The sequence below is a fragment of the Novosphingobium percolationis genome, assembly GCF_020179425.1.
GTDB classification, from domain to species: domain Bacteria; phylum Pseudomonadota; class Alphaproteobacteria; order Sphingomonadales; family Sphingomonadaceae; genus Novosphingobium; species Novosphingobium percolationis.
The window spans coordinates 172,757-193,985 of record NZ_JAILYM010000005.1; the positions used below are offsets into that span (position 1 = coordinate 172,757).

General features: G+C 67.9%; 18 protein-coding genes. 10 read left to right on the forward strand and 8 right to left on the reverse strand.

The window, feature by feature from the left end; genetic code table 11:
- Positions 1-242 precede the first annotated feature (242 nt).
- From rpe to purH, 3 genes are read left to right on the forward strand one after another with little or no spacing between them, the layout of a single operon-like run.
- The gene (gene rpe / locus K3A84_RS14275; RefSeq protein ID WP_225010022.1) at positions 243-908 is read left to right on the forward strand and encodes a ribulose-phosphate 3-epimerase; all 666 of its coding nucleotides are present in this window, start codon (positions 243-245) and stop codon (positions 906-908) included.
- Positions 909-912: 4 nt separating this feature from the next.
- Positions 913-2,790, forward strand: coding sequence for a heparinase II/III family protein (locus K3A84_RS14280; RefSeq protein ID WP_225010023.1), 1,878 nt, complete (start codon positions 913-915; stop codon positions 2,788-2,790).
- 11 nt (positions 2,791-2,801) lie between these two features.
- Positions 2,802-4,391 carry a bifunctional phosphoribosylaminoimidazolecarboxamide formyltransferase/IMP cyclohydrolase gene (purH, locus tag K3A84_RS14285; protein WP_225010024.1) on the forward strand — a complete coding sequence of 530 codons (1,590 nt, stop codon included), beginning with the start codon at positions 2,802-2,804 and terminating at the stop codon, positions 4,389-4,391.
- A gap of 343 nt (positions 4,392-4,734) precedes the next feature.
- On the opposite strand, the gene K3A84_RS14290 is transcribed toward purH, so the two are convergent.
- The 3 genes from K3A84_RS14290 to K3A84_RS14300 form a co-directional block, all read right to left on the reverse strand.
- Positions 4,735-5,484 (reverse strand): phosphocholine cytidylyltransferase family protein, encoded by a 750-nt coding sequence (locus tag K3A84_RS14290; RefSeq protein WP_225010025.1) that lies wholly within the window; start codon positions 5,482-5,484, stop codon positions 4,735-4,737.
- Positions 5,485-5,562: 78 nt separating this feature from the next.
- Positions 5,563-6,663 carry an inositol-3-phosphate synthase gene (locus K3A84_RS14295; protein ID WP_225010026.1) on the reverse strand — a complete coding sequence of 367 codons (1,101 nt, stop codon included), beginning with the start codon at positions 6,661-6,663 and terminating at the stop codon, positions 5,563-5,565.
- Between the two features lie 320 nt (positions 6,664-6,983).
- Positions 6,984-8,078 (reverse strand): CDP-alcohol phosphatidyltransferase family protein, encoded by a 1,095-nt coding sequence (locus tag K3A84_RS14300; RefSeq protein ID WP_225010027.1) that lies wholly within the window; start codon positions 8,076-8,078, stop codon positions 6,984-6,986.
- Positions 8,079-8,233: 155 nt separating this feature from the next.
- Here K3A84_RS14300 and K3A84_RS14305 point away from each other — a divergent pair, with 155 nt between their 5' ends.
- A complete protein-coding gene (locus tag K3A84_RS14305; RefSeq protein ID WP_225010028.1) occupies positions 8,234-9,160 on the forward strand; it encodes a CDP-alcohol phosphatidyltransferase family protein in 927 nt (308 codons plus the stop codon).
- A gap of 1 nt (position 9,161) precedes the next feature.
- Here the strand turns inward: K3A84_RS14305 and K3A84_RS14310 are convergent, their stop codons facing one another.
- Entirely contained in the window at positions 9,162-10,460 is a 1,299-nt protein-coding gene (locus K3A84_RS14310; RefSeq protein ID WP_404823171.1) for an MFS transporter, read from the reverse strand.
- Between the two features lie 217 nt (positions 10,461-10,677).
- Here K3A84_RS14310 and K3A84_RS14315 point away from each other — a divergent pair, with 217 nt between their 5' ends.
- The gene (locus K3A84_RS14315; RefSeq protein WP_225010029.1) at positions 10,678-11,304 is read left to right on the forward strand and encodes a class I SAM-dependent methyltransferase; all 627 of its coding nucleotides are present in this window, start codon (positions 10,678-10,680) and stop codon (positions 11,302-11,304) included.
- Between the two features lie 96 nt (positions 11,305-11,400).
- On the opposite strand, the gene K3A84_RS14320 is transcribed toward K3A84_RS14315, so the two are convergent.
- Complete coding sequence (locus tag K3A84_RS14320) at positions 11,401-12,210, reverse strand: hypothetical protein (protein WP_225010030.1); 810 nt, start codon at positions 12,208-12,210, stop codon at positions 11,401-11,403.
- A 102-nt stretch (positions 12,211-12,312) separates the two neighbouring features.
- On the opposite strand from K3A84_RS14320, the gene lipB reads away from it, so the two are divergent.
- Positions 12,313-12,978 (forward strand): lipoyl(octanoyl) transferase LipB, encoded by a 666-nt coding sequence (gene lipB, locus K3A84_RS14325; protein WP_225010031.1) that lies wholly within the window; start codon positions 12,313-12,315, stop codon positions 12,976-12,978.
- 13 nt (positions 12,979-12,991) lie between these two features.
- Entirely contained in the window at positions 12,992-13,297 is a 306-nt protein-coding gene (locus tag K3A84_RS14330; protein ID WP_225010032.1) for a hypothetical protein, read from the forward strand.
- A gap of 102 nt (positions 13,298-13,399) precedes the next feature.
- On the opposite strand, the gene K3A84_RS14335 is transcribed toward K3A84_RS14330, so the two are convergent.
- On the reverse strand, positions 13,400-14,281 hold the full coding sequence (locus K3A84_RS14335) for an HpcH/HpaI aldolase/citrate lyase family protein (RefSeq protein ID WP_225010033.1): 882 nt from the start codon (positions 14,279-14,281) through the stop codon (positions 13,400-13,402).
- 23 nt (positions 14,282-14,304) lie between these two features.
- On the reverse strand, positions 14,305-15,417 hold the full coding sequence (locus K3A84_RS14340; protein ID WP_225010034.1) for an alkene reductase: 1,113 nt from the start codon (positions 15,415-15,417) through the stop codon (positions 14,305-14,307).
- Between the two features lie 90 nt (positions 15,418-15,507).
- On the opposite strand from K3A84_RS14340, the gene K3A84_RS14345 reads away from it, so the two are divergent.
- From K3A84_RS14345 to K3A84_RS20410, 3 genes are all read left to right on the forward strand, one after another.
- Complete coding sequence (locus tag K3A84_RS14345) at positions 15,508-16,410, forward strand: DMT family transporter (protein WP_225010035.1); 903 nt, start codon at positions 15,508-15,510, stop codon at positions 16,408-16,410.
- A gap of 55 nt (positions 16,411-16,465) precedes the next feature.
- Positions 16,466-18,244 (forward strand): DUF885 domain-containing protein, encoded by a 1,779-nt coding sequence (locus K3A84_RS14350; RefSeq protein ID WP_225010036.1) that lies wholly within the window; start codon positions 16,466-16,468, stop codon positions 18,242-18,244.
- A gap of 197 nt (positions 18,245-18,441) precedes the next feature.
- On the forward strand, positions 18,442-20,094 hold the full coding sequence (locus K3A84_RS20410; RefSeq protein WP_263626321.1) for a M10 family metallopeptidase C-terminal domain-containing protein: 1,653 nt from the start codon (positions 18,442-18,444) through the stop codon (positions 20,092-20,094).
- A gap of 71 nt (positions 20,095-20,165) precedes the next feature.
- On the opposite strand, the gene nadA is transcribed toward K3A84_RS20410, so the two are convergent.
- Entirely contained in the window at positions 20,166-21,164 is a 999-nt protein-coding gene (nadA, locus tag K3A84_RS14365) for a quinolinate synthase NadA (RefSeq protein WP_225010037.1), read from the reverse strand.
- Positions 21,165-21,229: the final 65 nt, after the last annotated feature.

The window sequence follows — 21,229 nt, forward strand, 5'->3', positions numbered from 1 at the left end:
CTGGCGAATCGGCATTGAACATTTGCTGAACTCGGCGCTCACGCCAACCTCCTGCGCGCAATGCCGGTGCCGCCCAACGGTTCCAGCGCTGCGACAGGGCGCGATGCAACCTTCATATCCGTGTGGAAAACGGGAATCTTGGCGCTTGTCGCCCTTGGCCCGCGCCGGTAACGCGGGTGCGATCGTCCGCGCCGACGCGTGCACGATCGCGCCTGTCCCTTTGCGCCACTGGAACACCCATCATGCCCGCGCCGCTGATTTCCCCCTCGATCCTCTCCGCCGACTTCGCGAAGCTGGGCGAGGAAGTGCGCGCCATCGATGTGGCCGGGGCTGACTGGATTCACGTCGACGTGATGGACGGCCACTTCGTGCCCAACATCACCATCGGCCCGGCCGTGGTGAAGGCGCTGCGCCCGCACACGGCCAAGCCCTTCGACGTCCACCTGATGATCTCGCCGGTCGACGGCTACCTCGAAGCCTTTGCGGCCGCTGGCGCGGATATCATCACCGTCCATCCCGAAGCCGGCCCCCACACGCACCGCACGGTGCAGGCGATCAAGGGCCTCGGCAAGAAGGCGGGAATCTCGCTCAACCCCGCCACGCCCGCCAAGATGCTCGATTACCTGATCGACGAGATCGACCTGGTCCTGATCATGAGCGTCAACCCCGGCTTCGGCGGGCAGAGCTTCATCGCCAGCCAGCTCCGCAAGATCGAGGCGGTGCGCAAGATGATCGACAAGACCGGCCGCGCCATCCACCTCGAAGTCGATGGCGGCGTCGACGTCAACACGGCGAAGGCCTGCATCGATGCGGGCGCCGACGTGCTGGTCGCGGGCACCGCCAGCTTCAAGGGCGGGCCGGATTGCTACGCCGCCAACATCGCGGCGCTCAAGGCGACAGCCGGCTGACGGCATGGAGCGCACCAGCCTCGACGAGAGCCTCGACGAGAGCGCGGTTGCGGAACCGGGTGCGGGCCCGGCCATTCCCCTCGCGAGCGCGCGACACGCGCCGCAGCGGGGTCCGGTGAACGATCAGATGTCCTTCGACGAAGTGGAGAACCGCTTCGAACCTGCGGTGATCGAGCCCGGTCGCGCGCTGGCGCTCGCCGATTTCAGCCCGCCCTCGGTTGGTGCGGGCGATCGGCTGGCCCGGTTCGCCTATCGCCTCGGGTTGCCGCCGGGCGCACTCAACCCCTTCCGTAAGCGCGGGCGCACCCGTCTCACCGCCACCGTCACCAATCCGCTGCCGGGCGATGAAGCCGCCGGCAAGGCCTTGCGGGCAGGGCATTTCCTGCTGCTGGGCGTGCGCAGCGCGATTGCCGATACCGAGTTTTCCGGCCCCCGCCTGTCGCCCCCGATGGAGCGGCTGATCCACGGCTTCGGCTGGCTGGCCGATCTCGAATCCGCCGGGCCGCGCGCGCCCAACGTGGCCGTGGCCGAACGTATTCTGGCGACATGGCTCGCCGCCAATCCGAAACCCGCGCCCGGCCCGGCCTGGAACGTCGGCCACACCGGGCATCGACTGCTCGCCTGGCTCGTCCATGCCCCGCTGATTCTGTCGAGCGCAGACCGCAAGGCGCGCGCGCGCGTTCTCCTCGCCATTGCCGAAACCGCGCGCTGGCTGGACCGGCAGGTGCACAAGGCCGACGACAAGCTCGACGAAGTCGCCGCCTGGACCGCAATCACCGCCGCCGGACTGCTGATGGAGGATGGCCACGCCCGCCGCCTCTATGGCGAGGCGGGCCTGATCAAGGCGCTCGGTGATCTCGTCGGTGATGATGGCGGCCTGCTCTCGCGCAGCCCCTTGGGCCAGATCGAGGCGATCGAGCGCATCGTGCTGCTCAAGGCCTGCTATGCCGCCGTGCGCACCGATGCACCGGCGCAGCTCGATACCATCCTCACTTTGCTGGTGCCGCCACTGCTCGCCATGCTCCACGGCGATGGCGCGCTGGGATCGTGGCAGGGCGCGCCCGCCGTGGCGGCAGACCGCATCGCCACGCTGGTCAAGGCCAGTGGCGTGCGTACCCGGCCTTTGCGCGATGCGCGACAGTGGGGCTACCAACGGATCTCGGCGGTCAAGTCGATCCTCCAGTTCGACGCGGCCCCGCCGCCCCTCGCCCGCCATGCGCGCGAAGGTTGCGCGTCCACCCTCGCCTTCGAGCTGAGCCACGCCGGCCAGCGCCTGATCGTCAATTGCGGCGGCGCTGCCGTGGCCGGTGGCCAGATCCCGCTGCGCCTTGCCCAGGGCCTGCGCGCCACCGCCGCGCATTCGACGCTGACGATCGACGATTGCAACTCCACCGCCGTGCTGATCAACGGCAAGCTCGGCGCGGGCGTCTCCAGCGTCGAGGTCGACCGCCGCACGCTCGCTACCGAGAACGGTTCGGGTGCGACGCGGATCGAGGCGAGCCATGACGGCTACGTCGCGCGCTATGGCCTCACCCACCGCCGCATCCTGATCCTGCGCGACGACGGGCTGGAACTGCGCGGCGAGGACGTGCTCGTCGCCGCCGGGCGCAAGGGCAAGCGCGGCACCGTCGGCGTTGCCTTGCGCTTTCACCTCGGCCCGCATATCGAGCTGGCGCAAGGGCAGGATGGGTTCGGCGTCACGCTTGCGCTCCCCGACGGCAGCCTCTGGCAGTTCCGTTCGGCGCGCGATCCGGTGACGATCGAGGAGAGCCTCTGGGCGGATGGCCAGGGCCGCCCCGTGGCCACGCGCCAGCTCGTCATCCAGGCCCGGATTCCCCGCAGCGGAGAGTCATTCTCCTGGCTGCTCAAGAAGATGCGATAGGAATTTTCGACGTGACTGACGTGACCATCAAGCGGGCGCTGCTTTCGGTGTCCGACAAGACCGGCTTGGTCGATCTGGGCAAGGCGCTCAGCGCACGCGGCGTGGAGCTGGTCTCGACCGGCGGCACCGCCAAGGCGCTGCGCGAAGCGGGGCTCGACGTGAAGGACGTGTCGGACCTCACCGGCTTCCCCGAAATGATGGACGGCCGCGTCAAGACGCTGCACCCCAAGGTCCACGGCGGCCTGCTTGCCGTACGCGACAATGCCGAACACGCCGCCGCCATGGCGGAACACGATATCGGCGCGATCGACCTCGTCGTCGTCAACCTCTATCCCTTCGAAGCCACCGTGGCCAAGGGCGCGGAGCGTGACGAAGTGATCGAGAACATCGACATCGGCGGCCCCTCGATGGTCCGTTCGGCGGCCAAGAACCACCAGTTCGTCACGATCCTGACCGACGCCGCGGACTACCCCACGTTCCTCGCCGATCTCGACCAGACCGGCGGCGCCAGCACGCTTGCCTTCCGCCGCGCCATGGCGGCCAAGGCCTATGCCGCCACCGCCGCCTACGACGCCGCAATCTCGCAGTGGTTTGCCAAGGTCGACCAGCAGCACCATTTCCCGCCCGTGCTGGCCAGCGCCCACCGCCTCGTCACCACGCTGCGCTATGGCGAAAACCCGCACCAGTCCGCCGCGCTCTACGTCGCCCGTAACCCGGACACGCCGGGCCTGCCGCAGGCGCAGCAGATCCAGGGCAAGGAACTATCCTACAACAACTACAACGACGCCAACGCCGCGCTCGAACTGGTCGCTGAATTTGCGACCGACAAGCCGACCGTCGTGATCGTCAAGCACGCAAACCCGTGCGGCGTGGCCAGCGCGGATACGCTGCTCGATGCTTGGAACGCGGCGCTCGCCTGTGACTCTGTCTCGGCCTTCGGCGGCATTGTCTGCACCAACGTGCCGCTCGATGGCCCCACCGCCAACGCGATCTGCGAAATCTTCACCGAAGTCGTCGTCGCCCCCGGTGCCGACGATGCCGCCCGTGAAGCCTTCGCCCGCAAGAAGAACCTGCGCCTGCTGCTGATCGACGCTCTGCCCGATGCGGGCCGCGCAGGGCTCAACACCGTGCCCATCGCCGGCGGCCTGCTGGTGCAGGACCGCGACATCGGCAAGATCAGCCGCGACGATCTCAAGGTCGTGACCAGGCGCGCGCCCACCGAACAGGAACTGGCCGACGCCCTCTTCGCTTGGACCGTGGCCAAGCACGTCAAGTCGAACGCCATCGTCTATGCCAAGGATGGCGTCACCGCTGGCATCGGCGCGGGCCAGATGAACCGCCGCGATTCCTCGCGCATCGCCGCTGCCAAGGCCAAGGAAGCCGCCGAAACCCACGGCTGGCCGACCCCACGCACCACCGGTTCCGCCGTTGCGTCGGACGCCTTCTTCCCCTTCGCGGATGGCCTGATGGCGGCCGTCGAAGCGGGCGCGACCTGCGTGATCCAGCCCGGCGGCTCGATCCGCGACGAAGACGTGATCAAGGCGGCGGACGAAGCTGGCCTCGCCATGGTCTTCACCGGAATGCGCCACTTCCGGCACTGATTTGAAGGGGCACGCAGGGGTTTGCCACCCCTGCACCCCGTGTTCGTTTCCCGACGAAAGCGTGGCGTTAACGGCAAGGCCGGGTACGCCGTCACTGCCAGCGCGACCTCTGCGCCGGAAGACGTCATGGAAGCGCCAGGGGGCGACCCCCTCGCATTGCTTTTTCCGTGAAGAATTGAAGGGTACGCAGGGGTTTACCACCCCTGCACCCCGTGCTCGTCTCCCGACGAAACCGTGGCGCTGACGGCGAGGCCGGGCACGCCGTCACCACCAGTGCGACCTCTGCGCCGGGAGACGTCATGGGAGCGCGAGGGGGTAACCCCCTCGCATCTTCCCTTCTACCTTATTCCCCGTCCATCCCCGCAAAGCTCTGCGATAGGTGCCAGGGCGCCAGCTCTTCTGCGAGCGCGTGGGCGCGCGGGTCGTCCACGTCCATCCACCAGGCATCGTCGATGTCCATGGTCGCGGCGCGGCCCTTGTCGGCCAGCACCTGCATCCCGTCGGACAGCGAGCCGGACTTGCCCGCAGCGATCGCCTCACGGATCGCGGCGGCGAGTTCGGGCGTGGCAAGGAACGCCCCGCAATCGACCGCATCATAGGGCGCGATGGTCTTGCCGATGGCGAGGATGCGCCCGTTGTCGTCCATCCGCACCCAGGTCGCATCGTCGGGATCGACCAGCGGGCTGTCCACGCGGCGGTCGATCGCCAGCGTCACGCCGCGATCGGGTGCGCCTTCGGCCAGCAGGCGGGCGAGGATATCGGCCTCGAACATGTGGTCGGCCATCATCAGCAGGTAATCGCCATCGCAGCGCGTGGCGCCTGCCATCACCGAATGGCCGTTGGGCGTGGACCAGTCCGACAGGCGCACCGGCACCACTTCGATGCCGAGGCGCAAGGAAATATCGGCCAGCGCCGCCTCCACCATGTCGGCGCGGTGGCCGGTGACGACGACCACGCGCGTCACACCTGCGATCATCGCCTGGCGGATGCCGATCTCGATCAGAGGCACGCCGCAGACGGGGGTCAGGGGCTTGGAGGGGGACAAGTCGGCAAGGCGGCTGCCGTAACCGGCGGCGATGATCAGGGCATCCATGAAATGTGTCCTTCAACGCGAAGCGGCGCCGGTCGGGTGACCGGCGCCGCCTTCGTGTACGCTACGACAGGTCCGAGCTTACTCGGCGGCCAGCGCGGTGTCCGAGATGTATTCCTCGACCATCTGCGCGGCGGTGTCGTCGTTGAACTGCTGCGGCGGGTGCTTGCAGAAGTAGGCCGACGGGCCGATCAGCGCGCCGCCTTCGCCGCGCTCCAGCGCGACCTTGCAGCAACGGATCGCATCCATCACGCAAGCGGCCGAGTTCGGGCTGTCTTCCACCGAGAGGCGGAGTTCGAGGTTCATCGGCACGTTGCCCCACTGCGAACCTTCGAGGCGAAGGAAGCACAGCTTGTTGTCCTTCTGCCAGGGAACATAGTCCGACGGGCCGACGTGGATGTTCTCGTCCTCGAGACGCTGGGCGAGCATGGCCTGCACCGCCTCGGTCTTCGATTCCTTCTTGCTGCCCAGACGCTGGCGGTCGAGCATGTTCATGAAGTCGGTGTTGCCGCCGGTGTTGAGCTGGTAGGTCTTTTCGACCTGCACGCCACGTGCGCCGAACAGGCTCGACAGCACGCGGTGGACGATCGTCGCACCGACCTGCGCCTTGATGTCGTCGCCGACGATCGGCACGCGCTTGGCACGGAAGCGGGCTTCCCATTCCGGAGTCGAGGCGATGAACACCGGCATGCAGTTGACCACCGCGACGCCGGCTTCCAGCGCGCATTCCATGTAGAATTCGGTGGCGGTCTGCGAACCGACGGGCAGGAAGTTCAGGAGCACTTCGGCGCCCGAATCCTTCAGCGCGGCAACGATGCTCTCGTGCGTCGCTTCGGGCTGGTCGGCCAGGACGAAGCCGCGCTCGCCCATGCCGGTCATGTGATCGGCGACGCCATCGAGGATCTTGCCCATGATGACCTTGTTGCCGGTGGCAGGCACATCGGCATGGAACACGGCGGTGCAGTTCGGGGCGGCGAAGATCGCTTCCGAAATGTCCTTGCCGACCTTGCGCGCATCGACGTCGATGCCGAGCACGAATTCGACGTCGCCCGCGCCATAGCCCCCGATGCGGTCATGGATCAGGCCGTTGGTCGAGTTGTTGTTGCGGTAGAAGTAGACCCCCTGGACGAGCGAGCTGGCGCAGTTGCCGACCCCGATCACCGCGACCTTAATTGGCTTCATTTTAGTCGTGTCCCTTTACGCAGGCGCCACTCGCCCGCAAAGCGCGCGCGGCTGTCACTAAATTGCCTCAATCCGGAAATTGCAGGGGGATTGCAAGCACATTTCCCCGCTGTCACGCTTCGCGGAGGTGGATTGTCCACCGCTAATTCCGCACCGGTCGCGTTGCAAGTGCGAGCAGGGCCGGTCGTGCGGGGCCGATTGCCCTCGCAAGGTGCCGGGGTGCGGCGCAAAACCTTTGCTGCCGTACGGGCGCTCGCTGCTGTGCAGTGCACAATCGGCCCTGCCCGCTCATACGCCTTCCTCGTCGAAAGAACAGGCTTTCAGTTGGCACGCAGATGCGGCGGCAGCAGTGTTCCTGCACGGTCGGCGGCAATCAGCGGCGCGCACCACGCGATCGCGAGGACCCAGATCGCCAGTCCGCTGACGATCAGCGGCGGCAGCAGCGGCGCCAGCCCGGCAAGGCAGGCGATGCAGCCGACCAGCACGTAGACGTCGCGCTTGAACAGCCGTTCGGCCGTCAGCACCACGTCGCGCAGGCGCGGCGCGCCGGCCAGCCGCAGCGCCAGCGCCGCGCGCAGGACGTCGAAGCTGCCCCGCCTTGGCCCCATCCGCAGCAGCACCAGCATCAGCGCGATGCCCGTCAGCAGCAATGCGGCGATGGCCACGGCATAGATCCCGTGTTCGGGCCCTTCGCTGCGGATCAATCCTGCCATCAGCCCCAGCGCGAAGCCGAAATTCGCGATCATGTCACAGGCCGTGTCGAGCAGCGCGCCCCTGGCGGAGAAGCGATAGCTGGCGCGCGCGATCTCGCCGTCGACCCCGTCGATCACCGATATGGCCTGATAGAGCGCGCCGCCCAGCGCCAGCGCGGCCCAGCCCCCCTGCACCAGCACCGCGACCATCACGGCCGCCAGCGCCAGCGTGAACCACGTCACCGGCATCGGCCCTACGCCAAAGCGCAGCAGCAGGGCCGATATGCGGCTCGAGATCGGCCGGTTGATGTGCCGGCACACCCAGCCATCGGTCGGCTTGACCGTGGAGGCGAGGATCGCACGGGTCAGCGCGGTGGCGCTGTCGCCCGCGTAGTGGTGCAGGCCGGGCACCAGCGCCGCGTCCGGATCGTCGCGCAGCAGCGCCATGCCCGCAGGCGTCACCAGCACGTCGCCGGGCAGCATCGCCATGCGCTCGCCCGCGCGGGGCGACGGCGCCGCGGCTGCGAACTCCACCCGCGGCAGGGGCCGCTCGCGCGCGGCAAAGCTCAGGGCCCAGTCGCGCGGCGGGTCATCGCCGACGATGACGATGCGGTCGGCCCCGGCCAGATCGGCAAGGATCACGCAGCGCGCCACGCCGGAAAGCCCGGCCTGGCGCTGGCGCAGCAAGGCGCTGGCCCGAATGACGAAGGAAACCGTGGACATGGCCCTCCCGCAGACGATGCTCTGACCGGCGACGCCTTGCGGTTCGTTCCGTTCCGGCTATGCCGGAGGGGTATTGGGCACAAGAAGGCGACGGTCCGAGCCGATTGGTCGCAGGACTGTCACGCCTTGGCAAGAGTCGAGTGAGGGTCGAAAGCATGAACGGGGCGGCAGCCGGTCAGACGAAGCAGACGCGGCCGCGTCGCCCGCGCGAACTGCAGGACGGGCTGAACCACTACCTCTACCACCCGCTCGCCTGGCAACTGGCGCGCCTGCTCGCGCCCACCCCGATCACCCCCAACATGGTCTCGGTGCTGGGCGGCCTCTGCGTCGTGGCGGCGGGATTCAGCTACTGGGGCCAAAGTCTCCTTGGGGCCTGGCCGGTCGGCGCCGTCGTCGGCATGGCGCTGCACATGACCTGGCACGTGGTCGATGGCGCCGACGGCGATCTCGCCCGGCTGACCGGCAAGTCCAGCCCGCTGGGCGAGCTGGTTGACGGCATCTGCGACTATGCCAGCCACATCGTGCTCTACGTCCTGCTCGCCTTCGTGCTGACGCGCAGCGTAGGGCCGGGCTGGGCATGGTTCTGGACGCTGGCGGCGGGCGCCAGCCACATCGTCCAGTCCAACTTCGTCGAAGTGCAGCGCCGCTTCTACCAGTACTGGACCTATGGCGTGCCCTGGCTGAACAACTCGGCGCAGAACGACGCTGCGCTGTTCAAGGACCGCAAGGGCATCTCGTGGTTCCTGCGCGGCATCGTGCTGGGCTACCTGCGCCTCGCCTCGGGCATGAGCCCGTGGGCGCTCAAGGTCGATGCCGCCGTCACCGCAGCGATGAAGGCCGATCCCGAACGCCTCGCCGCGATCCGCGCGCAAGTGCAGCAGGAACAGCGCCCTCTGCTGCTGCTGCTCAAGTTCCTCGGCCCCAACCCGCGCGCCATCGTGCTGGGTCTTGGCATGATCGCGGGCAGCCCGCTCTACTACTTCCTCTACCAGTCGGTGGTGCTCAACCTGCTGCTGGTGGTCGCCGTGCGCCTGCACAACGCGGCCGCGGAGCGCGTCGCCCGCCGCCTCGATCTGGCCTGATCTAGCGCCGGCCCTCGGGCACGTCGGGCTTCAGCGCCAGCAGGCTCACCGCCAGCACCGAAACCGCCAGCACCTCGACCAGCGCCCAGGCCAGCCAGGCCGAATGGTTGTAGAGAAACACGCCGATCGCGGGCGTGACGATATAGGCCGAGCCGTTCACCGCCGCGACGATCCCGGCAGATTGCCCCTGTTCGGCCCGGCTGACGGCAAGGCTCGCGCCCGAAGTGAAGCCGGGGCGGAACAGTCCGAAGCCCAGAGAACAGATGGCAAAGCCCGTGGCGATGGTGTGCAGGTCGCGCCCCAGCGCCATCGGCGCCACGCCCGCGCAGCACAGCCCCATGCCCCACAGCGTCGACGTGCGCGGCCCCAGCCCCAGCGTTGGGATCAGCCCCCACTGCGCCAGCAGGGTCGCCACCGCACCGCACATCAGCACGAGGCCGATCGAGCCCGCCGCCACATCGGGGGCATGGCGCAGGTCCAGCCGGTCGAGCAGCAGGAAGCCGATCAGGCCCAGCAGGATCGACTGCGCCTGTCCGCCGAAGGTGCCGACCAAAAGCCAGGGTCGGATGCGCGGATCGCTCCAGCGCAGGCGGTCCGATCCGCGGTGCAGCGGCTCGGCGGCGGGCAGTTCGTCGGGCGAACCGTCGGGGTGGTCCTCGACGATGCGCGGGTTCGACGAAGGGCTGAACGGCTCCTCCATGATCTCGCCGCGCCCGGCATAGCTGGGCGTGTCGTCGGGCAGGCGCAGCTTCAGCAGTACCAGCACGCCGACCGCGAAAGCTGCGAAGATCGCGAACGGCCCCACCAGCCCAAGGCCCGGAAAGATCAGCAACGGCGCCAGCGCAGGGCCCAGCACGGTGCCAAGCCCGAAGCTCGATGAAACGAGACTCAGCGCGCGCGTGCGCTCCTCGCGATTGGTACGGCTGGCGACATAGGCCTGCACCGCAGGCGGCGCGGCCGATCCGAAACCGCCGTAGAGCGAGCGGGCGAGCGCGAACAGCAGGATCGTCGAAAGCCCGGTGAATGCGCCGCGCAGGCCGAAGAACAGCACCGTCCCGCACAGCGCGAACGACAGCGCGAACGCGCCCATGCCCAGGCTCATCATCGCCTTGCGCCCGCGCCGATCCGATCGCCGCGCCCAGAACGGCGCGAGCAGCATCCACAGCAGCGCCGACCACGAATAGGCAAGGCTCACCCACACGTCGGCAATCTTCAGGTGGGCCCCGATCGAGGGCATGACCGATTGCATCGCGGTATTCCCGGCGGCGGTGGTCAGCATCACGGCGAACAGCAGCGCCATGCGGCTGCGCGGCAGATGCGTCGACACGGGCATGGAACGGGTCTGGGTCACGTGTCGCATCCTCCATCGCCGCAAGCGTGCCTTGCGGGGCCGTCGCGGCTCTTTGTCCACGTCCGGTTCACGCAATCTGGCGTAGGACCGTCGCGGCGCGCTTGCAATGCGATGACAAATTTGCGACCCGCTCGTGTCAAGTTGAACTGAAGGGTGTTCCGCCACGATGACTTCCACGCAGGCCGCGCGCCGCCCCATCCTGCAGCGGGCGAAGCGCAAGGCGGAACGGATGCTCGGTCCCGCCGGCATCTTCTTCAAGGGTTTCGTCAAGCACCCGGTGATGGTGGGCGCGATCGTGCCGTCCTCGCGCCGCACGATCGAGCGCGTGCTGTCGCGCGTGAACTGGGACGAATGCCGCCTGTTCGTCGAATACGGCCCCGGCGTCGGCACCTTCTGCCGCCCGGTGCTGGAAAAGCTGCGCCGCGATGGCCGGCTGATCGTGATCGACACCAACCCCGATTTCATCGCCTACCTGTCGAAGACGATCGGCGACAGCCGCTTCATCGCGATCAACGGGTCGGCGGCGGACGTCGAGGAGATCGTGCGCGCCAACGGCTTCGATCATGCCGACTACGTGTTGTCGGGCCTGCCGTTCAGCACCCTGCCCGAAGGCGTCGGCCCCGCGATCATGGCGGCGACGCACCGCGTGCTGCGCCCGGGCGGCGCGTTCCTGGTCTACCAGTACACCGCCCGCGCCCGCGCGCTGATGGGCAAGTACTTCCGCCATATCGACAAGGGGTTCGAGCCGATCAACGTGCCGCCCTGCGTGATCAGCTGGGGCTGGAAGGAATAATCCTCACCCCCTCCCGCAAGCGGGAGGGATGCCCCAGAAGTCCCCTCCCGCAAGCGGGAGGGGCAGCGAGGCAAAGCGCACCGCCCGCCCGCGATCTCATCCGAAGGGATCGGCCGCGCCTGCGCTCCACGGCCCGGCCAGCTGGCCGAAGATCGCCGCCAGCATCGCCACGAAATAGGTATAGGCCACCGCCAGCAGCACGCCAGAGATGCCCTCGGCCAGCAGGCGCTGCGTTTCGCCGCCGGTGACCAGCACCAGCACCACGCCCACCACCATCATCACCAGCCCGTAGACCACCAGGAACAGGAACCCGGCGAGGCCGATGAAAGTCAGCATCCGCCCGCTGTTGCGCCGCGTCAGGCGCAGGCTCTCGCGGATCGCGGCAACGGGATTGCGTTGTCCGCCGGTCGCCATCACCGGGGCCACCAGCATCGTGCGCATTACGGGGTAGAGCATGACGGCCAGCGTCGCCGCCATCGCGATCGCCGCGGGCAGCAGGGCGCCCAGCAGGCCGAGCAGCAGCAGCACGACCGGCAGCATCGCCAGCGCCACCAGCAGTTGCGCCGCGAAATAGCCGGGCAGCGCGGCAAAGCCGCGCCGGATCGCCTCGCCCACGGTCGGGCGCCCGCCATCGAGCATCACCGCCAGCATCGTCAGCATCCCCGCCATCGGGATCAGCGACAGCAGGATCAGCATCGGCAGCGACCCTGCGTAGTAGGACTGCATGGCGTCCATGATCTGCGCCTCGTTCATTCCCGCCTGCACGCCCGGTGCGGGCAGGAACACCGCGCCGATCAGGCCGGGCAGCAGGAAGAACACGCCGGCGATCGCGGCGAGCACTTCGCGGTTGGCGGATACCATGCGGGTCGCGCTGGCCCAGGCGGCGCTGCTGTCTAAAGTGGTCACGGGGCTTGTCACGTCCTTCGCCTCAGGGCGCGCTGTCTAGCAGGCCGCGCGCGTCCGCGCACCCCCTTGCGCTTTGCCGGATAAGTCCCCATCGCTTGGGCCATGGACGTCCCCTCCTCCATCGAGATCCGCCGCGAAACCGCTCCCGTGCCCTATCGCACCGCGCTGGAAGACATGTCGCTGCGCAACACCGCGATTGCCGAAGGCACCGCGCGCGAACTGATCTGGCTGCTCGAACACCCGCCCGTCTACACCGCCGGCACCAGCGCGGCGGCGGACGAACTGCTCGATCCCCGCTTCGAGGTGGTCGAGGCAGGGCGGGGAGGGCGCTACACCTACCACGGCCCCGGCCAGCGCGTGGGCTACGTGCTGCTCGATCTCAAGACCCGCGCGCGCGACGTGCGCGGTTTCGTCCACGCGCTCGAAGGCTGGGTGATCGACACGCTCGGCGATTTCGGCGTCGAGAGCTGGCGCGCCGAAGGCCGCGTCGGCATCTGGACCAAGGGGCGCGAAGGGCGCGAGGCCAAGATCGGCGCGATCGGCGTGCGCATCCGTCGCTGGGTGACGATGCACGGCTTTTCGGTGAATCTCTCGCCCGACCTGTCGCACTTTACCGGCATCGTGCCGTGCGGGATCGAGGAATTCGGCGTCACCAGTCTCGCCGACCTCGGCCTTTCGGTTGCGCCCGAGGCGTGGGATGAGGCATTGCTGGCCCGCGCCGGGCAATTCCTCGCCCGGCTCGATATCGCCTGCCCACCATCAGCCTGATCGGATCGTCCCGATGCCCAAGTCCGCCCGCCTGCTCCTCCTCGCCCCGCTCGCGCTCGGCCTCGCGCTGGGCGGATGTGGCAGGAAGGATGCCGACAAGGGTGCAAAGGCTGCGGGCGGCGAAGTCCTGCCCGGCACCGTCAGCGACGCGATGATCGATCTCGACACCTCGACCGCCACCCCGCCAATGCAGGCGGCGCGCCCCAGCAGCGCGGCCAAGGCGGACAAGGCCCCCGCCGCTGACGCCAGCGCCGCGGCCGACGAAGCCGCACCCGCCGCCGATGCAGCCCCGGCCCCCGCCGCGCCGCCCGCCGGTTGACGCCGGTTCGATCGTTCCGAACGAGGCTGGAAACCACCATTCCGTCACCCCGGATCAGGTCCGGGGTAACGGCTGGAAAAAGACGGCACGAAGGCTTGGTGCTCAATCCGCGCCCAGCAGCGCCTTTGCCTGCTTGAGGTGCGGCTGGTCGATCATTCGCCCGTCCAGCTGCAACGTCCCCGCGCCGGGATTGGCGGCAAAGGCCGCGATGATCGCCTGCGCTTCGGCCAGTTCGGCCTCGCTCGGCGCGAAGGCGGCGTTGATCACCGGCACTTGCGCCGGGTGAATCGCCAGCATCCCGGCAAACCCGTCGCCACGCGCGGCGAGCGCAACCCGGCGCAGGCCTTCTTCATCGCGGAAATCGGCGTGGAGCGTGTCGATCGCCCAGACACCCGCCGCGTGAGCGGCCAGCAGCGTCTGCGCCCGCACGAAGCGGAAGGCGTCGGTCCACAGGCCATTCTCGTCGCGCTTGCGGCCTGCGCCGATCGCCGCGCCAAGGTCTTCCGCCCCCCACGTCAGCCCCGCCAGGCGCGGCATCGGCGCATCGGCATAGGCGCCGATGGTCAGCGCGGCGCGCGGGGTCTCGCTCACCAGCGGCAGGATCTTGGTCTGCCCGTTGGGAATGCCGTTCTTCTGTTCCAGTTCGTAGATCTCGGCGGCGATCATGCGCACCTGGTCGGGCCCTTCGGCCTTGGGCAGCATGATCCCTTCGGGCGCGCCGGGCATGACGGCGGCCAGGTCGTCGCGCCACAGCCCGGTATCGACCGCGTTGATCCGCACCCAGTGGACCTGCTTGCGCAGCGTCACCTGCTTGCGATGCGCATCGAGCCAGCCGCGCGTCACCCGGCGCGCCTCGGCCTTGGCCGAAGGCGCGACCGCGTCCTCAAGGTCGACTATCAGCGCGTGCGCCCCCGTCTCCGGGCCTTTGCCAAGCTTCTTCTCGCTGTCGCCGGGAACGAAAAGCCAGGAACGGGGAATGCGCACGGATGTCCTCTCCTTGTTGCGGCTCAGGCGCTCGCTTGCGCGGCTTCCTGCTCCAGCGTCGGGTAGTCGATATAGCCTTCGGGGCTCGGATAGTACCACGATTTCGGCGCCCCCCTGTTCGGGGTGAGCGCCGCGCCCTTGTGGATGCGCGTGGCAAGGTCGGGGTTGGACAGGTACAGGCGCCCCCAGCTGACCGCATCGCACCGGCCCGACGCAACGTCGGCATCGGCCTGCGCGGGCGTGTAGTCGCTGTTGAGCACCAGCGGCCCCTTGTAGATCGCGCGGATCACCGCGTCCTGCTGCGGCACGGTGGTCGACCCATAAGTGCCGTCCGGCCCCGGCTGGCGCAGTTCGAGGAACGCCGCGCCCGCATCCTGCACCACTTGCGCGGCGTGCGCGAACAGGGTCGCCGGATCGGGATCGTCCGCGCCCTGGCTGTCGCCGTTGGGCGAAAGGCGCACCGACACATGGGCTGCATCCCACGCCGAAACGATGCCTTCCAGCACCTCGCGCAGCAGCCGCACGCGGTTTTCGGCAGGGCCGCCGTAATCGTCGTCGCGGTGGTTGGTGCTCGAACGCAGGAACTGGTCGATCAGGTAGCCATTGGCGGCGTGCAGCTGCACGCCATCGAAGCCCGCTGCGCGCGCGTTGCGGGTGGCGAGCGCATAGTCCTCGACCACGCGCGCCATCTCGTCGATGCGCAAGGGCCGCGCGGTCTCATAGGGGAAGCGGCCTGCGGGGGTATGCGCCATGCCCTCTTCCAGCCGCGTGGCCGAGGCCGAGACCGGCGGCTGGCCGCCGATGAACCACGGGTGCACCACGCGGCCCATGTGCCACAGCTGGCAGACGATGCGCCCGCCCGCCTTGTGCACCGCCTCGGTGATCGGCTTCCAGCCTTCCACTTGCGCCGCGTTCCAGATGCCCGGCGCGCGCGCGGTGCCGAGGCCCTCCTGGCTGATCCCGGTCGCCTCGCTGATGATCAGGCCGGCATCAGCGCGCTGCGCATAGTACGTCGCCATCATTTCGCTCGGCACATAGTCGTCCTGCGCCCGGGTGCGGGTGCAGGGGGCCATCAGGACGCGGTTGGGCGCGGAAATCGCCCCGAGCTGGATCGGCTGGAACAGGGATTCGTGCATGGACAAGACCTTCGCAGGATGAAATGACAGGACGCTTGCGGGAAACTTGCGTTTCCTTTTGCAACCTGTCTAGCGGAAAACCGGTCCCTCATGTCAACCCCGCGCGCTGCGGCTGCCGAACCTCCTCACCCCACCGCGCGCCACTTCGCCGCCTTGCTCGCCGGAAACGTCGCGCTGGCGCTGGGGCCCTGGTCGGTGCGGCTGGCCGATACCGGGCCGGTCGCTTCGGGCTTCTGGCGGCTCGCGCTGGCCTTGCCGCTGCTGGCGCTGCTCGCCAACCGCAACCGCCAGCCGCTGACCGGGATGGGCCGCGCGGCGTGGATCGCGGTGGCGGCGGCAGGCGTGCTGTTCGCGCTCGATCTGGCCAGCTGGCACATCGGCATTGCGCGCACGCGGCTGGGCAATGCCTCGCTGTTCGGCAATTCGGGCAGCCTGATCCTGATGGCCTGGGGCATGATTGCCGCGCATCGCCGCCCCCGCGCGGCCGAAGTGCTGGCGATCGTGGCGGCGCTGGCGGGCTCTGCCATCCTGCTCGGCCGCTCGCTCGAAATCGACCACAAGACGCTCGCGGGAGACCTGTTCTGCATCCTCGCCGGGCTCTTCTACGTCTTCTACATCCTGCTGATCCAGCGCGCCCGCGCCAGCTTCGGCAGTTGGGCGCTGCTGTTTCATTCGAGCGTCGCGGGCGCACCCGTCCTGCTCGGCATTGCGCTCGCGCTGGGCGAACAGGTCTGGCCGCACCACTGGGGGCCGCTGATCGTGCTCATGCTCGGCAGCCAGATCGTGGGGCAGGGGCTGCTGGTCTATGCCCTGCGCCATTTCCCGCCGCTTGTGATCGGGCTTGCGCTGCTGACGCAGCCCGCGATCTCGGTCGTGGCGGGCTGGTTCGCGTTCGGCGAGACGCTGGGCCTGCTTGACGGCTTCGGCATGGCGCTCGTCGCCACCGCGCTCGTGCTGGCGAGGCTGGGGGAAGGGCCCAAGAAAGCAGGCTAGCCGGGCAGGGGGCAGGCTGGTAGCAGGTGCAACCAGTTTTCCGCCGGAGATGCCGATGAAGCCCGTCCTGCCCGCTGCGCTGTTGGCGCTCGTCTTTGCAACTCCGGCGCAGGCACAGGTCCACCCGACCCACGCCGCCTTCGCCCAAGGCGCGGCCGACACCGCCTTCCGCGCGCTCGCCGACCAGTACATCGAAACGCTCGTCCGCCTCGAACCCGTCACCGCCACGGCCCTTGGCGATCACCGCAACGACGATCGCCTCTCCGACATCACCGCCACGGGTCGCGCCGCCGCCGCCGCCGAATGGCACGCGCTGCTGGGCAAGGCGAAGGCCGCCGACCCCGCGAAGCTTTCGCGCGACAACCAGCTCGACCGCCTGCTGCTGATCAACGATCTCGAATACCGTCTGTGGCGCATGGACACGCTGCAAAGCTGGGCGTGGAACGCGCAAGTCTACAACGAGGAAGCCGCCAACGCGCTCTACACGCTCGCCGCGCGCGATTTCGCGCCCTGGCCGCAGCGGCTTGCCTCGGCCACCGCGCGGATGGAGGCGCTGCCCGCCTACCTCGCTGAAAGCCGTCGCCAGCTCGTCGCGGGGCGCGTGCCCGCGATCTACGCGCAGACCGTATCGAAGCAGAACGCCGGGATCGTCGAAGTCGCCGAAACCATGCTCGCCCCCCACGCAGGCGAATTGGATGCAACGGCCAAGGTCCGCTTCGACAAGGCGCTCGCCGCCTTGAAGCTGGCCGTCGCCGACCAGCAGCACTGGCTCGACACCGTGCTGGTCCCGCAGGCCAAGGGCGATTTCCGCCTCGGCCCTGCGCTCTACGACCGCCAGATGGCGTTCGAACTGCAATCGCGCATGACTCGCGCTGAGCTGAAGGCCAAGGCGGAAAAGGCCAAGGCCGACATCCGCGCAGAAATGTACGCGCTCGCGCGGCAGGTGCTCAAGGACCAAGGCCTGCCCGATACCCCCACCGCCGACCAGCAGCAGGCGGGAATCGAATCCGCGTTGGTGCTCAGCTATGCCCAGCGCCCGCCGCGCGACGGGCTGGAGCAGGCGAGCCGCGATGCGCTGGCGCAGGCCACCGCCTTCGTGAAGGAAAAGGGCTTCGTCGCCATGCCCGATGGCCCGGTGAAGATCGTCACCATGCCCAAGTTCCGGCAGGGCAATGCCGTCGCCTACGACGATGCGCCCGGCCCGCTCGAACGCGGCGGCGACAACTTCTTCGCCGTCTCGCCCATTCCGGATGACTGGACCGACGCGCAGGCGACTTCGTTCCTGTCCGAATACAACCGCTACATGGTCCACGAACTCGCCATCCACGAGGCGATGCCGGGCCACTATCTCCAGCTCGATCACGCCATCAAGGACCCTTCCGTGCTGCGCGCGGTGCTCGGCTCCGGTCCCTTTGTCGAAGGCTGGGCGGTCTATGCCGAAGGGCTGATGAAGGAGCAGGGTTACCTGAACGGCGACCCGCTGTTCCAGCTCACCGTGCTCAAGATGCGGCTGCGCTCGGTCACCAACACCCTGCTCGACATCGGCATCCACACCGAAGGCATGACCCGGGATCAGGCGATGGACCTGATGATGAAGGGCGCCTTCCAGCAGGAACGCGAAGCGGCGGGCAAGTGGGTGCGCGCCAGCCTCTCCTCGGTCCAGCTGCTCAGCTACTTCACCGGCTACGAGGAACACCGGAGCTTGCGCGAAGAGGCCAAGGCCCACTTCGGCGCAAAGTTCGACCTGCGGATCTACAACGACAACGTGCTCGCCCACGGGATGCCGCCGGTGAAGTACGTGCGCCAGCTGCTGTTCGACCTGCCGATCGAATGAAGCAAAACTCATAAGTTATTAACATAAAACCCCGGTAGGCAAGTTGAACGCGCCGGTTATACCAAGGCATTGGTTTCAGTTGAAATGAGTCTCCGGTTGCTGCGGGGAATGTTGCTCCCCGCAGGCCCGGCGACCATCGCTGCGGCCGACCGCGCGGCACGCAAAGGCGCGCGGGTCAAACCAACCGGGGGACCCCAATGCCAACCAACACCTTGAAAGCTGCCGGTCTGCTGTCGGCCAATGCCCACGCCGATGCCTTCGAACTGCTCGGCACGCCGGTCGAGATCGGCCTTGCCTCGCTGACCGTGGCGACGCCCAGTGCCTTCAACCTCGATGATTATCCCGGCTACAGCTGGGCAGGAAAGCCGATCCTCGGCCTCGATGGCGTCAAGGCGCACATCGATTCGGGCACCACGCTCAAGGCGCCCAATGGCGTCATCACGTATTCCTTTACTGACAATTCGCACCTGACCGGCGTGTACAACAACCCCAACTTCGGGTTCACCGCGGGCTATGGCTTCTCGCCGTTCAGCGCGCAGCAGCGCACCGAAGCGCGCGCTTCGATCCAGCTGTGGGACGATCTGGTCAAGCAGACCTTCGTGGAAAAGAACGGCACTGGCGCCGACATCCAGTTCGCCAATTCCTGGGATCCGGCGCAGGCCTATGCCTATTATCCCGGCCAGCAGGGCTACAAGTTCCAGTCCGACGTCTTCGTCGCCGATCCCTCGATCAACTGGACCAACGCGTGGTTCGGCTTCGGCGGCTATGGCAAGACCACGCTGGTCCACGAACTCGGCCACACCCTTGGCCTGTCGCACCCCGGCAACTACAACTATGATCCCGCCCTGCCGCTGAGCTATGGCAACTATGCCGAATATGCGCAGGACAGCACCCAGTACACGATCATGTCCTACTGGGACGCCAGCGAGACCGGGGCGAACATCATCGACTGGTCGACGGTGTTCTACGGCAACGCGCAGACCCCGCTGCTGCACGATATCCTGACCATCCAGTCCAAGTACGGCGCCGATCCGACCACGCGCGCGGGGAACACCACCTACGGCTTCAACAGCAATGCCGGGAACGTGGTCTACGATTTTTCCAAGAACGCCTATCCGTACCTGTCGATCTACGACGCGGGCGGGGTGGATACGCTCGACTTGTCGGGCTTCACCGCTTCGCAGCAGATCGACCTGCACGCAGGCTCGTTCAGCTCGGTCGGGCAGGCCGTGGCCGACGTCGCCACGGTCAACGCCAACCGCGCCGCGCTCAACGCGCTCGCGGGCGGCACGGTGGCGGGCAACGCCACGCAGACCGGCATCAACAATGCCGCCAACAGCTTCATGACCGCCAATGCCGACGCCATCGCCTTCGACACCGGCGTTTCCGGCGTGCGCGCCACCGAATACATGAACCTGTCGATCGCCTATGGCACCACGATCGAGAATGCGATCGGCGGCTCGGCGCGCGACGTGATCTGGGGCAACCAGGTCGCCAACGTGCTGAAAGGCATGGGAGGCGACGACGTGCTCAACGGCTTCGAGGGCAAGGACACGCTCACCGGCGGCAGCGGTGCCGACGTGTTCCAGTTCCACATCGTGGAAAAGGGCGACACGATCACCGACTTCGCCTCGGGCACCGACAAGATCGACCTGACCCACCTCGGCACCACGCTCGACGGCGCGGGCGCGGACCTGACGTGGATCGGCGCTGCGGCCTTCAGCGGCGCGGCGGGCCAGCTGCGCTTTGCGGGCGGCCACCTCATGGCCGACCTCAACGGTGACAGCGTGGCCGACTTCGACGTGACCGTCACCGGCACCGTGCTGCAAAGCGACGTGCTGTTCATCTGATCCCGGCGCAGAAAAGGGAAGGGGGCGGCTCCGGCAGGAACCGCCCCCTTTTTTTGCCGCAAGGCGGAGCCTCAGGCCCCGAAAGGCCGCGCGCCCAGATCGCCCAGCCCCACCGTGCCGCTCGCCATGTCGAGCATCCGGTCGAGGCTCTTCTTCGCGGCCAGCCGCAGCTCCTCGTCCATCTCGATCCGCGGCTGCAGGTCGCGCAGGGCGAGGTACAGCTTCTCCATGGTGTTGAGCGCCATGTAGGGGCAGATGTTGCAGTTGCAGTTGCCGTCCGCCCCCGGCGCGCCGATGAAGGTCTTGTCCGGCATCGCCAGTTCCATCTGGTGGATGATGTGCGGCTCGGTCGCCACGATCAGCGTGTCGCCCGTCATGGTCTTGGCATATTGCAGGATGCCGCTGGTCGAACCGACGTAATCGGCGTGGTCGACGATGTGCGGCGGGCATTCGGGGTGCGCAGCGATCGGCGCATCGGGGTGCTGCGCCTTGAGCTTGAGCAGCTCGGTCTCCGAAAACGCCTCGTGCACGATGCACACGCCCGGCCACAGCAGCATGTCGCGGCCGAACTTGCGGTTCAGATAGCCGCCCAGGTGCCGGTCGGGGCCGAAGATGATCTTCTGTTCGGGCGGGATCTGCGCCAGGATCGTCTCGGCGCTCGACGACGTCACGATCACGTCGGACAGCGCCTTCACTTCGGTCGAGCAGTTGATGTAGGTCAGCGCAATGTGATCGGGATGCGCCTCGCGGAAGGCCTTGAACTTGTCCGGCGGGCACGAATCCTCGAGGCTGCACCCGGCGTCGAGGTCGGGCAGCACCACGATCTTGTCCGGGCTGAGGATCTTGGCGGTATCGGCCATGAACTTCACGCCGCAGAACGCGATGACGTCAGCGTCGGTCGCCGCCGCCTTGCGCGACAGTTCGAGGCTGTCGCCGACGAAATCGGCGAGGTCCTGAATCTCGGGGCGCTGGTAGTAGTGCGCCAGGATCACCGCGTTGCGCTCCTTGCGCAGGCGGTCGATCTCGGCGCGAAGGTCTAGCCCTGAAAGATTGGTCGGCTGCGCGGTCATCGAAGGTTCCCCGCCGGGACGGGCAAGACGGTGAAGGGGCCGCCCCGGACGGAAAGGGACTTAGG

Coding starts and splice junctions, on each gene's coding strand:
- rpe (WP_225010022.1), top strand. CDS start 243: ATGCCCGCGCCGCTGATTTCCCCCTCGATCCTCTCCGCCGACTTCGCG.
- K3A84_RS14340 (WP_225010034.1), bottom strand. CDS start 15,417: ATGCACGAATCCCTGTTCCAGCCGATCCAGCTCGGGGCGATTTCCGCG.
- K3A84_RS20410 (WP_263626321.1), top strand. CDS start 18,442: ATGCCAACCAACACCTTGAAAGCTGCCGGTCTGCTGTCGGCCAATGCC.
- K3A84_RS14350 (WP_225010036.1), top strand. CDS start 16,466: ATGAAGCCCGTCCTGCCCGCTGCGCTGTTGGCGCTCGTCTTTGCAACT.
- nadA (WP_225010037.1), bottom strand. CDS start 21,164: ATGACCGCGCAGCCGACCAATCTTTCAGGGCTAGACCTTCGCGCCGAG.
- K3A84_RS14330 (WP_225010032.1), top strand. CDS start 12,992: ATGCCCAAGTCCGCCCGCCTGCTCCTCCTCGCCCCGCTCGCGCTCGGC.
- K3A84_RS14345 (WP_225010035.1), top strand. CDS start 15,508: ATGTCAACCCCGCGCGCTGCGGCTGCCGAACCTCCTCACCCCACCGCG.
- K3A84_RS14305 (WP_225010028.1), top strand. CDS start 8,234: ATGAACGGGGCGGCAGCCGGTCAGACGAAGCAGACGCGGCCGCGTCGC.
- K3A84_RS14280 (WP_225010023.1), top strand. CDS start 913: ATGGAGCGCACCAGCCTCGACGAGAGCCTCGACGAGAGCGCGGTTGCG.
- K3A84_RS14290 (WP_225010025.1), bottom strand. CDS start 5,484: ATGGATGCCCTGATCATCGCCGCCGGTTACGGCAGCCGCCTTGCCGAC.
- K3A84_RS14310 (WP_404823171.1), bottom strand. CDS start 10,460: ATGGCGCTGCTGTTCGCCGTGATGCTGACCACCGCCGCCGGGAATACC.
- K3A84_RS14300 (WP_225010027.1), bottom strand. CDS start 8,078: ATGTCCACGGTTTCCTTCGTCATTCGGGCCAGCGCCTTGCTGCGCCAG.
- K3A84_RS14315 (WP_225010029.1), top strand. CDS start 10,678: ATGACTTCCACGCAGGCCGCGCGCCGCCCCATCCTGCAGCGGGCGAAG.
- lipB (WP_225010031.1), top strand. CDS start 12,313: ATGGACGTCCCCTCCTCCATCGAGATCCGCCGCGAAACCGCTCCCGTG.
- K3A84_RS14295 (WP_225010026.1), bottom strand. CDS start 6,663: ATGAAGCCAATTAAGGTCGCGGTGATCGGGGTCGGCAACTGCGCCAGC.